The organism is Acinetobacter legionensis, assembly GCF_057165765.1.
The window spans coordinates 3,470,063-3,485,068 of sequence record NZ_CM169896.1 but is presented as its reverse complement, the minus strand read 5'-3'; the positions used below and the strand labels follow the sequence as shown (position 1 = coordinate 3,485,068).

Annotated in this window: 11 protein-coding genes and 1 pseudogene; 8 read left to right on the top strand and 4 right to left on the bottom strand. The window is 39.5% G+C overall.

The genetic code is table 11. The annotated features are described in order from the left end of the window. Together AC2G3J_RS15810 and AC2G3J_RS15805 are read left to right on the top strand one after the other, a co-directional pair. Nucleotides 1-1,074 carry a hypothetical protein gene (locus tag AC2G3J_RS15810; RefSeq protein WP_483770255.1) on the top strand — a complete coding sequence of 358 codons (1,074 nt, stop codon included), beginning with the start codon at nt 1-3 and terminating at the stop codon, nt 1,072-1,074. Nucleotides 1,075-1,131: 57 nt separating this feature from the next. Next, complete coding sequence (locus tag AC2G3J_RS15805) at nt 1,132-1,872, top strand: excalibur calcium-binding domain-containing protein (protein WP_336952946.1); 741 nt, start codon at nt 1,132-1,134, stop codon at nt 1,870-1,872. A 48-nt stretch (nt 1,873-1,920) separates the two neighbouring features. Here the strand turns inward: AC2G3J_RS15805 and gigC are convergent, their stop codons facing one another. Next, the gene (gene gigC / locus AC2G3J_RS15800; RefSeq protein ID WP_336952945.1) at nt 1,921-2,802 is read right to left on the bottom strand and encodes a LysR family transcriptional regulator GigC; all 882 of its coding nucleotides are present in this window, start codon (nt 2,800-2,802) and stop codon (nt 1,921-1,923) included. A gap of 82 nt (nt 2,803-2,884) precedes the next feature. Between gigC and AC2G3J_RS15795 the strand changes: the two genes are divergently transcribed. Then, on the top strand, nt 2,885-3,646 hold the full coding sequence (locus AC2G3J_RS15795; RefSeq protein WP_419359191.1) for a ferredoxin--NADP reductase: 762 nt from the start codon (nt 2,885-2,887) through the stop codon (nt 3,644-3,646). 113 nt (nt 3,647-3,759) lie between these two features. Here AC2G3J_RS15795 and thiO read toward each other — a convergent pair whose 3' ends face one another. Together thiO and hemB are read right to left on the bottom strand one after the other, a co-directional pair. Further along, nucleotides 3,760-4,881, bottom strand: a complete 1,122-nt coding sequence (thiO, locus tag AC2G3J_RS15790) for a glycine oxidase ThiO (protein ID WP_419327556.1) — start codon at nt 4,879-4,881, stop codon at nt 3,760-3,762. Between the two features lie 158 nt (nt 4,882-5,039). Next, nucleotides 5,040-6,053, bottom strand: coding sequence for a porphobilinogen synthase (hemB, locus tag AC2G3J_RS15785; RefSeq protein WP_171500326.1), 1,014 nt, complete (start codon nt 6,051-6,053; stop codon nt 5,040-5,042). 99 nt (nt 6,054-6,152) lie between these two features. Between hemB and AC2G3J_RS15780 the strand changes: the two genes are divergently transcribed. The 5 genes and pseudogenes from AC2G3J_RS15780 to AC2G3J_RS15760 all read left to right on the top strand — a co-directional run bounded on the left by AC2G3J_RS15780 (nt 6,153) and on the right by AC2G3J_RS15760 (nt 10,781). Further along, nucleotides 6,153-6,686 (top strand): thioesterase family protein, encoded by a 534-nt coding sequence (locus AC2G3J_RS15780; RefSeq protein WP_419327557.1) that lies wholly within the window; start codon nt 6,153-6,155, stop codon nt 6,684-6,686. A gap of 325 nt (nt 6,687-7,011) precedes the next feature. After that, nucleotides 7,012-8,169 carry an HlyD family secretion protein gene (locus AC2G3J_RS15775; protein WP_004819348.1) on the top strand — a complete coding sequence of 386 codons (1,158 nt, stop codon included), beginning with the start codon at nt 7,012-7,014 and terminating at the stop codon, nt 8,167-8,169. A 6-nt stretch (nt 8,170-8,175) separates the two neighbouring features. Beyond that, nucleotides 8,176-9,702: a DHA2 family efflux MFS transporter permease subunit gene (locus AC2G3J_RS15770; protein WP_419327558.1), complete on the top strand. Its 1,527-nt coding sequence runs from the start codon at nt 8,176-8,178 to the stop codon at nt 9,700-9,702. Nucleotides 9,703-9,846: 144 nt separating this feature from the next. Continuing rightward, nucleotides 9,847-10,140 carry a cold-shock protein gene (locus tag AC2G3J_RS15765; RefSeq protein WP_004819352.1) on the top strand — a complete coding sequence of 98 codons (294 nt, stop codon included), beginning with the start codon at nt 9,847-9,849 and terminating at the stop codon, nt 10,138-10,140. Nucleotides 10,141-10,413: 273 nt separating this feature from the next. Beyond that, a pseudogene (locus AC2G3J_RS15760) lies at nt 10,414-10,781 on the top strand (endonuclease domain-containing protein). A 189-nt stretch (nt 10,782-10,970) separates the two neighbouring features. Here the strand turns inward: AC2G3J_RS15760 and metH are convergent. After that, a complete protein-coding gene (metH, locus tag AC2G3J_RS15755; RefSeq protein WP_483770254.1) occupies nt 10,971-14,660 on the bottom strand; it encodes a methionine synthase in 3,690 nt (1,229 codons plus the stop codon). Between the last annotated feature and the right edge of the window lie 346 nt (nt 14,661-15,006).

Sequence of the window (15,006 nt, the reverse complement as noted above, 5' to 3'; positions counted from 1 at the left end):
ATGTTCAGAAAAGGGACAGTAACCTTTTTCGATAATGATTTAGGGCAAGGTCTAATTGAATTAAATGATAATCATCAACAAGTTGTTTTTAAATTAGAAGATTTTTCAAATCAATCCATTCTTCCTCAAATTGGCGAGCGGATTAAGTGTGTTGTTTTAGAACAATATGGTGCAACCTTAGCTAAATTTATTGTGCGGTTTGATTATAAAAATTATGAGAACGATCAAAATAAGTTACCTAATACGCGTCTCCATTCAGAAAATGGCTATGAACAAATTAGAACTATTCGAAAAGCGCTTAAAAAGAGAAGATTGGTAGCTGATAACGATTTAGCTAATATCAAAACACAAACTCAAACAGAGCAATTGGTTTCAGTAGAAGCTATTCCAGCTATTGACTTAGTTGTAGAGGAGCAACAAGTAATCTTTGTCGAGCCCATACAAACTCTAATTAGTAATCCTATGATAGAAGAAGGTAGCATAAATTTATACCAAAACAATCAAATTGAGCCTGTAGCGCAAACACAAGTTGACCTTTCTATTAAAGTTATCCAAAATACTGAATCCGAAGACGAAATTCATACAGTTAATAACATTAAAACCACTGAAGGAATTTGTGAGGTTATGCTTTCTGATTTGGGAGAGGCGTATCAAAATATTGAAATTGCGGGGGACTCTAAGAAACAAGAGTTGGTTAAGCCTGTAGAGATGTTGGTAGAGGGGCAATGTTTTAAAGAACAAGATTTATATTTTGATAGGCAAATGAATCAGCAGTTGCTTGAAAAAAATATGCGTTTAAATGCGATCCAAAGTTTAATTCAAAAGTTAAAAGTTAAATTTTTATACTCAAAACGCAAACAGCCTATAAAGAAAATTAGACTTGAAAAACGTCTAGCATTGAATTCTTGGGTGGTGACCGTTGCTGTAGTGATATCCATTGGGGTAAGTTCTGTAATGTATGCAAAAGATCGTTATAGGCAGTACAAAATCGAAACTGAAATGAGATTTCAACAATATCAACAACAACAAAAGGACAAGATTAAACAGCAAAAACGCAAGGCATATTCACACTAAACATCTGAAACGAGTTGAATTTATTGTGGTTCAAACTTATTTTAAAAGAGAAGTTTTATGTTTTATTTGGGGCAAATCATTGAATATCATCATGATAAAGGTTACGGACTTTTATTGGATCATAATTCAGCGCAATCTGTCGTATTCTACATCGCTGATTTTCCAAAACTAGGTGGTCAACCGAAAAAAGGGGAAACTATAAAGTATGTAATTATCAATGAGCAAGGAACATTAAAAGCACATCAAATGATTCGTTTGGATGTAGCGATGAGTAATGAATTAAAAAATAAAAACATCAATATTGATAAGCAAAAAAATATATTAAGACGAAGTAAAAGTGAAGGACAGAAATTTGGTTTTATGTCTGTGGTAATTTTAGTGATTGTTTTTGGCTTCGTTTATTTTAGTTTTGCGACATGGAATCAATACCAAACCTATCAGGATGAACAGCATAATAAACTTACCTTGTTAGAACACCAGCAGCAACAAATTATTGAGCAACAACGCAAAGAAATTGGTTATGTCAAACCAGTAAAGTTTAGTGAAAAATCGCAAAATGCTTTAATAAATGGTGATCATAACCTAGTAAGGACTGAACATGCTCAGGTAACAGTGCAATCTAACGCAACTGTAGCGACATCATCAATGGTAAAATCGCCTTATCAATGTGATGGGCGGACACATTGCAGTCAAATGACATCCTATGATGAAGCTGTATTTTTTATTAAAAATTGTCCTAATACGCAAATGGATGGCGATCATGATGGTCAGCCATGCGAAAGACAATTTGGTAAATAACTTTATTAAGCTAAAAATTATATAAAAGCTCCAAGAGGAGCTTTAGTTTTATCCGTGTTCACAGAATTTTAAGAAGGCTCTTAAACCAGGACCTTGGTACTTTTGACGATGTACAAGCATGTACAAAGGACGTGCAAGTTGCCAAAAAGGAGTCTTTAAAATTACCAATTGCCCTTTGTCCAGCAAAGGCTGAATGGCTAATTTAGAAATACATGACATTCCTAAACCACCTGCGACAATTTTTAAAATCGCTTCATTATGACCCAAAGTTAAGCGGATATTGGCATCTTCTAGGTCTTTTAGAATGGCATTGTCAAAAACTTCACGTGTGCCAGAACCTTCTTCACGCAAAATCCATTCAACATGTTGAAAGTCAGACTGTTTTAATTCACGATGTAAATTTGCAAGTGGATGATTAGGTGAACAACATACCGCAAGTTCGTCATCTCGCCAGTGAATACATTGAAGTTGTGGTAAGAAGCATGAACCTTCAATCAATGCTAAATCCAGTTGGAATTGGTTGACGGCTTCAATCATTTGACGGGTATTGCCAACTTGGAGTTGCAAATGTGCTTGAGGTTGAACTTGTAAAAAGTTTGCCATTAAGTCGGGCATTAAATAATCACTGATAGTCAGTGTTGCACCAATGCGTAAATCAATACTTTGTAATTCGCCTTTGGCTGCTTGTTCAAAAGCTTCACAGCGGCCTAAAATTTCTAAAGCTTGGGGAAGTAAGAAGCGACCAAGATCATTGAGCTGTAAGCGCTTACCAAGACGATCGAAAAGGGGGGCTCCCAGCCCATCTTCTAAATCTGCCAAAGCCATACTTGCCGCACTTTGAGTCAACCGAACCGCATCACTTGCTTTAGTCACGGTGCCTTCTTGAGCGACAGCAACAAAAACCGCCAACTGGCGTAAAGTCATTCGCATAAGTAGAGCCTTAACATTTTAATATTCATAGATTATATAGTCATGCTACCATGAGGACTATGTTTCATGCCACGAAGAAATCATGTCAATTGAAAAATTTAGCATAGAAAAGGTTTTGTCTGTTCAGCGTTGGACCAATACACTTTTCAGTTTCACCATGACTCGACCTGCTCATTTTAAGTTTACCGCTGGGCAATTTGCTCGCATTGGTTTAAAAGTGGGTGATGAATTGGTGGTAAGGGCATATTCCGTGGTTTCATCCCCGTTTGATGAAACACTCGAATTTTTTTCAATCGTTGTTCCTGATGGTGCATTTACCTCCAATTTACAGCATTTACAAGTCGGTGATGAGCTTTATTTGGAAAAAATCCCCTATGGATTCTTAACTTTAGCACGTTATCAATTGCCGTTGCCTAAAGATTTGTGGTTGTTGGCAACGGGCACAGGTTTAGCGCCTTTTATTTCGATGCTACAAGATTTTGAAACTTGGTCAAAGTACGAAAAAATCAACTTGGTGTATAGCGTAAGAACTGAATCTGAATTGGCTTATGTCGATCGGATCCAAGAGATTGCCCAGCTTTTTGGGGAGGGACATACAGGTTTTAAATTTATCCCGATTGTTACGCGTGATCCCAATGCCACCTTGCATGATCGCTTACCAATTTTGATTGAAAATGGTGAATTGGAAAAAGCCGCTGATTTAAAATTCAATGCAGATACCACTCATGTCATGCTATGTGGAAACCCACAAATGGTGGATGACACCAAAGCCGCATTAAAATCCCGTGGTTTAACGATGAATCGTCGGGGTGAAGGTAATATTGCTGTAGAGAATTATTGGTAAATCACTTGTCGGCATCAGCAATTTTATCAATCGTTTTCGATGAGAGAAGCGACTAAGCGTCTTCTCTTTGATTGTTTCATGCCAGAACCTAACACTTTTTAGCTAAAAGATGATTACTGAGTGAGAGGTGTATATGCAGTTAATCGCTCGGTTGAATAAGCTGTTGAATCAACATGTGTATCTTGATTGAGCATCAATTGTCTTAATAACTGTGCAGAAGCAGGCCCCATACATAAGCCATTACGGTAATGTCCAAAATTTGCCCATAAATTGTTCAGTTTAGGCATTTTTCCTATATATGGAATGCCTGTCGGTGAACTGGGACGTAATCCTGCCCATTGCTTAACAATAGGGAAGTTTGTCAATTCAGGGACCATCTCGATACAGGCTTTATAAATATTTTGCTGTGTTTGTACATTTGGACGCTTATCAAACCCGATATTGTCCATGCTTGAACCACATACGATATGACCATCTAGGCGTGGGATCAAATACATGACATTGTTCATACACATGGTGGGTAGCCAGTTTTCAGGGGTTTTAAATAACATCATTTGTCCTTGAACTGGCTCTACTGGGATCGAAAGCTGTAATTGTTCTGCCCAGCAATTTGACCATGCGCCTGTGGTAATCACAAATTGATCTGCGAAAAAACGTCGCCCATTGGTACTTTCAACAGACTGAATTTTTTGATTTTGAATATTAAATTTTTCGATCCATGTATTTTCATACACTTCAACTTGAGGGTGTTGTTTGAGATAGCTGATCAGTGATTTAAGAAGTCTTGGATTTCTAACATTGGCTAAGTGTGGAAAATAAATTGCATGTTGAAATTGTGCTGAAATATGTGGGTTGATGGTTTCAAGCTGCTCTCTTTGCAGGTATTCACAATGCTGCATCGGTTCTTGATGTTGGTCTTTATAACCGAGTCCAAGCTCAAAATCTGCTTCGTCAAAAATTAGCATTCCAGTTTCATGGATTTGAAAGTCTATCCCTGTTTTAGGCTGTAGTTTCTCATTCCATTGTTGGTAAAGTTGTTTGCCATGTTGTGCCAGATGATTGACTTCATTTGGATATCTCCATGGATACATGGGTGACAAAATACCGCCACCCGCCCATGAAGCAGCATGTCCAGCATGTTGTTGATCGAACAGAGTGATGGTGCAACCTTGTTCAACAAGTTCAAGCGCGCTGAGTAAGCCACTTACTCCTGCACCGATAATGGCGATATGCATTGTGTATTCTGTACCAATTTAGAATTTTAATCCCCACCTACAAAAGCAATACTGCTTATCTTTTGAAAGAGGGGACTTTCCTTCCACGACCGAATCAGTAATGGACACTTCCCTTTCTAAAAGGTAAGGAACAATGAATTCAGTAAGGAAGGAATTTTTTACTTCATCTCTTTTAATTGACGTGCTGCATCTTCTGCATAATAGGTCCAAATACCATCTGCACCTGCACGACGGAAGCACATCAATGATTCCATGATCACGCTTTCTGATAACCAGCCATTTTGGATGGCTGCAGCAAGCATGGCATATTCACCACTGACTTGATAAACAAAGGTTGGGACACCAAAGGTATCTTTAACTTCACGTACCACATCCAAATATGGCATACCTGGTTTAACAATCACCATGTCTGCGCCTTCTTGAATATCGAGGGCGATTTCATGCAGTGCTTCAGCACGATTACCGACATCCATTTGGTAGTTATACTTATTACCACCTTTTAGGTTGGATGATGAGCCAACTGCATCGCGGAAAGGACCGTAGAAACTAGACGCGTATTTTGCAGAGTACGCCATGATACTGGTATAAATAAAATCGTTACTTTCTAAAGCTTGGCGGATTGCACCAATACGGCCGTCCATCATGTCACTTGGCGCGATCACATCTGCACCTGCTTCAGCATGGCTTAAGGCTTGTTTGATCAGGCATTGGACTGTTTCATCATTTAACACATAACCTGTATTGTCAATAATACCGTCCTGACCATGGGTGGTATAAGGATCTAATGCACCATCGGTGATGAGCACCATCTCAGGCAGTTCTTTTTTTAGCAAACGTAAAGTATTTTGAACTAAACCGTCTTCATGCCACGCTGCTTCTGCTGTTAAACTTTTGTCTTGTTGTGGTGTAACGGGGAATAAGGCAAGTTTTGATACACCAAGTTCTAATAGTGTTTCTGCTTTTTTCAACAATAAGTCTGCTGACAATCGTTGAACATTTGGCATACTTGGTACATCTTGGCTTTGGTTTTGTCCCGGAAGCACAAATACTGGATAAATGAGATGATCTGCTGTGAGTTGAGTCTCTCTTACCATTGCTCGAAGCTTATCGTTTTTACGGATACGGCGCATACGTGTAGCTGGAAAAGCAGGACGATTGAACGTATAAGTCATAACAATCTCGATGTTCAGTATTAAACTAGGCATATATTGTAGCCCTTTCATATATTTTTTGGGAAAAAGCTGAAAATTTTTCTCAATATTGGTTTCGAAATGATGATGAGTGATTCTTCTAAAATTGATTCTGCGCCTAGCGAATCGCAAAAAAAGTGGACTGGTAATTTACATTTAGGCGCGAAAGCAGATCTAAATGTGGTGCTTAACCAACTCACTAAAGCGTTTAATGGTTCGCCTTATTTTTCACATAACAATATGCAAATGCGTGTTGTCAATGATGAGATTGAAGGCTACATCGAAATGAAACCGTATTTGATTGGCAATGTCGCATTTCAAATTTTACATGGTGGTGTGGCCGCGACATTGCTGGATAGTATTGGTGGAATTGTGGCAATGGGGGAGCTATATAAACGTGCAGAGCCAGATCAATTGCCAGACACGTTAAAGAAAGTTTCTCGTTTAGCGACAGTTGATATGCGTGTGGATTATCTTGCACCTGGGCGCGGTGAATATTTTATTGCCAAAGCTGAAACCTTGAGAATGGGGCGTAAAGGTTGCACCATGCGTATGACCATGCTCAACAATGAAGGTAAGGCGATTGCGACAGCTATTGCTTCTTATGCTTATTGATTAAGTTGAAAAGTGTACTAATCAGTACACTTTTGTATTCTTTGTGTCAATATAAGCCAGCAAAATAGATATTTTGTTGGCTTATTTTTTTTCAAAAAAATATGAATATCAATAAGATCATCCTATTTTATAAAGATAAACTATAGAGTAATATTTTTATTCTCATAATATGATTTTTACCTGTAAAATTGAGCACCACAATTTTAAGAAGTTGACTTATTCAACCATCAAGCAATGTCATATAGATATGATTAAGCAGTTTTTCAGTTTATATCTCCAAAATGCAAAGATGTTTTGACAAGTCCAAGTAAGCTAGGAACATGCGATGACTGACGCGCAAACGACGAATGCCTCTCCAAATGATGAAAATCAAGCGCAAGCGGATTTGGAAGCCAAACAAAAACGTAAAAAAATGCTGAAGATTTTTGCCATTATTGTTGTTGTAGCTGCAATTCTATATGCAATTTGGGCTTTTATTTTTGGCAATATTGTTGAAACAGACAATGCCTATGTCGGTGCTGAAACTGCTGAAATCACTTCGATGGTCAGCGGACAGGTTGCTGAGGTTTTGGTCAGTGATACTCAACAAGTGAAAAAAGGCGATGTGCTTGCAATTATTGATAATCGTGATGCAAAAATCGCTGTTGCAGAAGCTGAAGCAGCGTTGACCAAAGCCAAGCGTCAATATACGCAAAGCTCGGCAAATAGCAGTTCATTGTCCTCACAGATTTTAGTCAGTGCAGATGATATTAACAGTGCTAAAGCACAAGTGGCGCAAGCTGATGTGGCGTATCAACAAGCACAACAAGAGTTTGCACGCCGTCAGCAGTTAAGCGCGACAGGTGCAATTTCTAAAGAAGAATTTAGCAAAGCACAAAGTGCTTTAAACAATGCCAAAGCAAATGTCGATGTGGCAAAAGCAGCATTGGCGCAAACGGAATCTAAACGTAAAGCTGCACAAAGTAATTTAGATGCCAATGAAGCTTTAATTCGGGGTACCTCACAAAGTTCAACCCCTGATGTATTGGTGGCTCAAGCCAAACTTGATCAAGCACTTTTAGATTTACAACGTACAGAAATTAAAGCGCCGTTAGATGGTGTGATTGCCCGCCGTAGTATTCAAGTCGGTCAGCGTATTGCACCAGGGACAAGTCTGATGAAAGTGGTTCCTTTGGCTGAACTTTATGTGGATGCAAACTTTAAAGAAAGTCAGTTGCAAAACGTGAAAGTTGGTCAGAAGGCAACCCTCACTTCAGACCTCTATGGGAAGAAAGTAGAGTATCACGGTACGGTGATCGGCTTTTCTGGTGGTACAGGTTCAGCATTTGCGTTGATCCCTGCACAAAATGCGACAGGTAACTGGATTAAAGTGGTTCAACGTCTACCTGTACGTATCAAACTCGATCCTAAAGAGTTGGCTGAGCATCCATTACGTGTGGGTTTATCCATGAATGCTGAGGTTGATACCTCTTCAGCGAAGTAATCACTTATGAATACAGCAACGTTTCAAAGTGAGCTTAAAGGTGGGCGTTTACTTCTTGCCGCCTTCTTTTTAGCACTTGCCAATTTTATGGTCGTACTGGATATGACCATTGCCAATGTTTCTGTGCCTCATATTACCGGAAGTTTAGCAGTATCAAGTTCTCAAGGGACTTGGGTGATTACTTCCTATGCTGTTGCTGAAGCCATCTGTGTACCTTTAACGGGGTGGCTCGCAGGACGTTTTGGTGCTGTTCGGGTATTTACCATCAGTCTGATTGGCTTTACCACATTTTCAATTCTTTGTGGCTTATCCAATAGCTTGGCGATGTTAGTGATCTGCCGGATCGGACAGGGTTTATTTGGTGGTCCAATCATGCCACTCAGTCAAACTTTGTTGATGCGTATTTTCCCACCCGAAAAGCATTCTCAAGCAATGGGGATGTGGGCAATGACGACCGTTGTTGGACCGATTCTAGGTCCTATTTTAGGCGGTACGATCAGTGATAACTGGTCATGGCATTGGATTTTCTTTATCAATATTCCAGTGGGTGTGATCTGTGCTGTTGGGGTGATGCGTCTATTAAAAGTTGCTGAAACACCGATTGCTAAACTTCCGATTGATACCATTGGCTTAACGCTACTGATCATTTGGATTGGCGCATTACAGTTAATGCTCGATTTGGGGCATGAGCGGGATTGGTTTAATAACAGCTTTATTTGTATTTTGGCTGTGATTTTGGTAGTTGGATTTATCGCCTTTTTCATCTGGGAATATTATGAAAAACATCCTATCGTCAATATACAAATTTTCCGATACCGTGGTTTTACTATAGCAACAATCTCATTGGCTTTTGCCTTTGCAGCATTCTTTGGCAGTATTGTGCTCATTCCACAATGGTTACAGATTAACTTGGGCTATACCGCATCTTGGGCAGGTTATCTGACTGCGACGATGGGCTTTGGTAGTTTGATGATGTCGCCAGTGGTTGCCAAACTTGCGACTAAATACGACCCCAGAGCCTTGTCGAGTTTTGGTCTGATGATTTTAGGTGGCGTTACATTAATGCGTTCATTTTGGACCAGTGATGCTGACTTTATGGCGCTGGCGTTACCACAGATTATTCAAGGTTTTGCGGTACCATTCTTCTTTATCCCACTGTCTAATATTGCTTTAGGTGTGGTACGTCCAGATGAAGTGGCTTCTGCTGCAGGTTTGATGAACTTTATGCGAACTATGGCAGGGGCTATTGGTGCATCTATTGCGGTGACCATTTGGGATGATCATACCAAGCTGGCACGTAGTGAAATCGTGTCGACCATGCATGTTGAGGAAACTCAACGTAACTTGGTCAACAGTGGCTTTAGTCCTGAAATGGCTTTAGGCACCATTTCAAATTTGGTCGATAAAGAGGCTTTAACACTTTCGGTCAATCATGTATTTTTGATCTTTGCGATGATTTTTATTTTCGCAGGATTGATTATTTGGTTATGTCCAAAACCGAAAGGGAATGTCGGCGCAGGACATGCGCATTAGAACTCAAGTTGTATAGAAGCCTGCTGAAAAGTGGGCTTTTTTATCGCTGCAATTAGGATGAAGCAAGACTTTTTTTTGCTATTTTATCTATTGATCAAGATCAGGGTATAATACAGCGATTGTGTACCGCGATGAGTAATATGTATGAAGCCTGAATTCCAACAAGGAAAAATTAAACAATACGATGCCGATAGAGGCTTTGGCTTTATTGGTGGACTTGAACAAGATATTTTCTTTCATATTTCGGATTTTCCGCTTGCAGAGGGTGAGCCAAAGCGAAATGAAAGAGTTAAATTTATCGTTGTTGAAAATAACGGCAAGTTAAAAGCAACCAAAATTGAACGCGTTGAAGATCAATCAGCAAAGGCCAAAAAGACCCGAATTGTTGAAAACAATAAGTCGATTACCAATAATTTGTTGTCTAATTTTAGAAAGTAATAGGTATAGATTCAGGCCATTTTATTTTTGGGTTATTGGATCGTAGTTTTTTTAGATAAATCCCTTTAATTGACGGGATTTTGTATGAGGGAATTGGTTTTTTAATATAAAAATATTCCTTTGTGCTGCTAAAATCGCAGTTTCCCTCTTTTTTGAAGAGGGGAATGTTGCTAATTTTATGATGGTATTGGATTTGCAATATTGCTTGCTGAAAATGAAGTGCAAGAACGGGCAATTGGAAAAGATTAAATAAATTTAAAAAGAAGAACAGCAATGCAACCCGATAACAAAAACTTAAAACAACTGTCTCGTGATCTTAGGAATAATATGACGGATGCAGAATTATTGCTTTGGTTAAAGTTACGACACAAGCAAATTTTAGGTTTACAGTTTTATCGTCAGAAACTGATTTTAAATTACATCGTCGATTTTACTGTCCCGCTATAAATTTGGTGATTGAATGCCATGGTGGGTAGCATTATACAGATGAGGGTTTAGAAGCTGATCGTATCCGTGATGAAGCATTGACTCAGCAAGGCTTAGTTATCTTAATATTTGATAATGGAAGAATTTTGCTGGAAATTGATAGGGGGATTTCGAAGGTTTTTGATGTGGCGAGTCAGCATTTGGAATCCCCCTAAATCTCCCTTTGATAAAGGGGGACCTGCCGTGAATTGGATGATGGTCTTCGATTCGAGCTATTCCCTCCTTCTTGAACTTCGTTTTAAAGTAATACTTTAAACTTGTTCAGGGACGAGCTTTCACGTAATTCAATCGAGACGTGCAGTTCCCCTCTTTGAAAAGAGGGGTTAGGGGAGATTTAAATAAATCTAAGCAATCGAATCATCCAAATTCGGTGCTAACCAACGTTTGGCTTCATCCAAAGTCCAATTCTTACGCTTTGCATAATCTTCTAGCTGATCCAACGCAATTTTACCCACGTTAAAGTATTCAGACTGTGGGTTGGCATAGTAGAAACCACTGACACTTGATGGTGGCCACATTGCAAAACTGCTGGTCAATTGCGTACCAATCTTATCCGTGGTGCCTAACCAATCAAACAAAGATGCTTTTTCAGAATGCTCAGGACAAGCTGGGTAGCCCGGTGCAGGGCGAATACCGACATACTTTTCTTTAATTAATTCTTCATTCGACAGTTGCTCATCGGCTTGATAGCCCCAGAACTCTTTACGAATACGCTCATGCAAATGTTCAGCAAATGCTTCAGCAAAACGGTCACCTAAGGACTGAGCAAGAATGGCAGAATAATCATCACCTTTGGCTTTGTACTCATGCGCCATTTCTTCCGCACCAAAAATTGAAACGGTAAAACCACCCAAGTAGTCTTCGGCTTGTGCTTTGGTTGCAACAAAATCAGCCAAAGACAAATTAGGTTTACCTGTAACTTTATCTGATTGCTGACGAATATGATGGAAGGTATGGGTTACAGATTGACCATCTTCATTAAAGACCTCAACAGAGTCTGCGGCTGAACGGTTTGCAGGATAAATCCCAAAAACGGCACGCGCATCGAAACGCTTATTGTCAATAATGTCTTTGAGCATCGCTTGAGCTTGATTATACAAATCAGTCGCAGCTTCACCGACCACGTCATCTTGTAAAATTTTCGGGAATTTACCCGCCAAACTCCAAGAAATAAAGAATGGCGTCCAGTCAAAATATTCTACTAACGTATCAAGAGGGTAATGGGTTAAGGTTTGCAAACCAATAAAGTTAGGTTTTACTGGTGGATTGGCGGAAAAGTCAATTTTTAGACCATTTTCAATGGATTCTGTATACGACAATTTAGCTGCTTTTGGTTGCTTATTGGCAATACGTTCACGTACTTTTTCATATTCAGCACGATGTTCATCCACAAATTTAGGCTTCATTTCGGGAGACAACAGGGTGGTTGCAACACCCACCGCACGAGAAGCATCGGCAACATAGATCACTGCATCATTTGAGTATTGAGGATCAATTTTTACTGCAGTGTGTGCTTTCGATGTAGTTGCGCCACCAATCAACAGTGGAATTTTAAAACCCTTGCGCTGCATTTCTTTTGCAACAAACACCATTTCATCAAGCGATGGGGTAATCAAACCTGATAAGCCGATAATATCGACTTTTTCATCAATTGCAGTCTGTAAAATTTTCTCGCAAGACACCATGACACCAAGGTCAACAATGTCATAACCATTACACCCCAGTACAACACCGACAATGTTTTTACCAATATCGTGTACATCGCCTTTTACAGTCGCCATCAACACTTTACCTTTGGATTGGCTGCCTGTTTTTTCGGCTTCAATGTACGGGTTTAACCATGCTACGGCTTGTTTCATCACCCGTGCAGATTTAACCACTTGAGGTAAGAACATTTTACCTGAGCCGAATAAGTCACCGACCACATTCATACCGTCCATCAATGGACCTTCAATCACATCAAGTGGACGTTTGGACTTTAAGCGGGCTTCTTCAGTATCTTCATCGATAAAGCTGGTAATCCCTTTGACCAATGCATATTCAAGACGCTTTTCAACAGGTTCATTACGCCATTCAAGGTTTTCAACCTGTTTTTGGGCAGCACTTTGACCACGGTACTGTTCAGCAACTTCAAGCAATTTTTCTGTTGCATCTTGACCGCTGTCACCTTGATTCTGGTTGAGAATGACATCTTCAACAGCGGCTTTCAGCTCCTTAGGAATATCATCATAGATGGCCATTTGACCCGCATTGACAATTCCCATGGTCATGCCTTGTTTGATGGCATAGTAAAGGAATACAGAGTGAATGGCTTCACGGACAGGTTCATTGCCACGGAAAGAGAACGACACGTTAGACACACCACCAGAAATCATGGCATGTGGTAAGTTTTGTTTAATCCAGCCGGTTGCTTCAATAAAGTCCACAGCATAGTTATTGTGTTCTTCAATCCCCGTTGCAACAGCAAAAACGTTCGGATCAAAAATAATGTCTTCCGCAGGAAAACCAACTTCATTGACCAACACATCATAAGAGCGCTTACAGATTTCACGTTTACGTGCGGCAGTATCTGCCTGACCTGTTTCATCAAATGCCATCACAATGACAGCTGCACCATATTGGCGACACAAACGTGCTTTATGGACAAACTCATCATAACCTTCTTTTAAGGAAATGGAGTTAACAACAGGTTTACCTTGTACACATTTTAGACCTGCTTCAATGATTTCCCATTTAGAGGAGTCAATCATGATTGGTACTTTAGAGATTTCAGGCTCAGATGCAACCAGATTTAAGAAATGTACCATCGCGTTTTGCGAATCGAGCATTCCTTCATCCATATTGATGTCAATGATTTGTGCGCCTGAAACTACTTGTTGTAATGCAACATCGAGTGCTTCTGCAAAGTTTTCTTCACGGATTAAACGGAGGAATTTTTTAGAACCAGTGACATTGGTACGTTCACCAACATTGACAAACAATGAGTCGTCATAAATATTAAATGGCTCTAAACCACTGAGGCGACATGCAGGTTTGATGTCTGGAATTTTACGCGGTGGGATGTCTTTAACCGCATTATAAATGGCACGAATATGGTCAGGTGTGGTACCACAACATCCACCAGTGATATTGATTAAGCCACTTTCAGCAAATTCTTTTAAGAAGGCAGCTGTTTCTTCTGGTGTTTCATCATAGCCACCAAATGCGTTTGGTAAGCCAGCGTTTGGATGCGCTGAAACAAAAACATCCGCAACATCTGATACAGTTTTGACATGTGGACGCATGGCATCTGCACCTAAGGCGCAGTTAAATCCAATTGACAATAAATCGCCGTGACGAACAGAGTTCCAAAATGCTTCTGCAGTTTGTCCTGTTAAGGTACGACCAGAAGCATCCGTAATTGTGCCTGAAATCATCAGCGGTAATTCACAGCCAAGTTGTTTAAAGACTTCTTTTACCGCAAAAATTGCTGCTTTACAGTTTAAAGTATCAAACACAGTTTCAATGAGAAGGATGTCTGCACCACCTTCAATTAAAGCATGTGTGGCTTCAATATAATTTTCTTTGAGTTCATCAAAGGTAATGTTGCGAAACGCTGGATCATTTACATTCGGTGAGATCGAGCAGGTACGTGATGTAGGCCCCAATACTCCAGCAACAAAACGTGGTTTGTCAGGGGTTGAGTATTTTTCACAAGCAGCTTTGGCAAGTCGGGCTGCTTCAAAGTTGATCTCATGGACTAAATCTTCCATGTGATAGTCAGACATTGAAACACGTGTACCGTTAAAGCTATTGGTTTCAATAATGTCAGCACCAGCATCTAGGTAAGCTTCATGGATGCCTTGAATAATTTGGGGTTGAGTTAACACTAAAAGGTCATTGTTACCTTTTAAGTCAGATGCCCAATCAGCAAAACGCTCACCACGGTAATCAACTTCTTCCAGTTTATGGCGTTGGATCATAGTTCCCATCGCACCATCAATAATTAGGATGCGTTGGGCAAGAAGCTCTTTTAACGTGGTAAGCGTGGACATTAAAACTCTCAATAAAATCGGATTTTAAAAATAGCCGATATGTTATCAGAATGTAGACTTTCAAGGTACCAGTCTTGATGTACTTCCTGATTGTAGATTTTTGATCTGTAAAATTATAAAAAATCATTGGGTTAGGTTTTTTTTGATCTTTTTATATCATTGGTATTTACAATATACTAGGTTTTGTTCGTAATCATTTTATGTATCGATTGAAAAGTAAATGATTGATCGGCGTGTTAGCGCAAGGTTTTTAAAATGTGTGGGATATTGTTCAGATGATCTATTTATTGGTCTGGCACATTTAATTTAAGACGATTCGTTGAAGATATAGGATACTTTTTTAGTG